This window comes from Endozoicomonas numazuensis (genome assembly GCF_000722635.1).
Classification (GTDB): Bacteria; Pseudomonadota; Gammaproteobacteria; order Pseudomonadales; family Endozoicomonadaceae; genus Endozoicomonas_A; species Endozoicomonas_A numazuensis.
Window position 1 is genome coordinate 32,759 of the sequence record NZ_JOKH01000014.1, and the last position, 948, is coordinate 33,706.

The window sequence follows — 948 nt, forward strand, 5'->3', positions numbered from 1 at the left end:
ATGTGGTACTTCACATCAACAGCAGAGATGTTGAAAGCTGGAGCCGTGATGAAGTGCTGCAGCGCTGGACTGCACTTTTTGCTGGCCCGGTGCTGGTACAACGTTATATGAGCAGAGCCAGTCTGAGCAGCTCAGAACTCAGCCGTGTTGACGAATATGTGGATGAGTATCGTCTCCGCTTGAAGAGTGTCAGCTGGTTTATGCGTTGTCTAAACGAACACCTGGCTCGTGAAGCCAATAAGGAAGATGGTTGTAAAGGTCGATTCTGGGAAGGGCGCTTTAAAAGTCAGGCGTTACTGGATGAGGCAGCATTACTGACCTGTATGGCTTATGTTGATCTGAATCCTATTCGGGCAAAACTGGCACCCACGCCTGAGCAGTCAGACTATACCTCTATTCAGAAACGCATCGGAAAAACTGCTGGTGCAGCAGACATCAAGCAGCCTTCTATGCTGAAAGCATTTCAGTGTCAGGGACAAAATCCGGATGAGGCTTTGCCTTATATTCTTCATGATTATCTGGAGCTGGTCGACTGGAGTGGCAGAGCGGTAAGAGCCGATAAGAAAGGCTCTATTCCAGAGGGTGCGCCTCCTATTCTGACCAGGCTCGAAATCGATTCTGATGAATGGCTGAAAACCATGAGTTGGAACAATCGATTCTATCGAGCGGCAGGTAGACTCAAAGCCATGAAGGCTTACGCACTCAATACAGGGCAGCAATGGCTCCAGGGGTTACATATCTGCAGTCGTTTATTCAAGGCGTGCTGACTCAATTCTTAAGTCTCATGCGTCGAATTCTTGCTGAAATCTTTTGGTGAGAAGGTTCACTGTTCCTGCAAAAGTGATTTCAGCGTTTTAACCATTGTTTAATGGCCTTTACGGGTATTCCAGTAAGGAAGATTTGAGCTGATCAGGGAGATTTGGGCTAGGGCGGTATTCAAGTTTGTTG

The 948-nt window shown here is 47.6% G+C and carries 1 protein-coding gene; it reads left to right on the forward strand.

Annotated elements, in window-relative coordinates; all coding sequences use genetic code 11:
• The coding region (locus GZ78_RS26595; RefSeq protein WP_034843279.1) for a hypothetical protein at positions 1-767 on the forward strand (767 nt) is incomplete at its 5' end.
• Positions 768-948 lie beyond the last annotated feature (181 nt).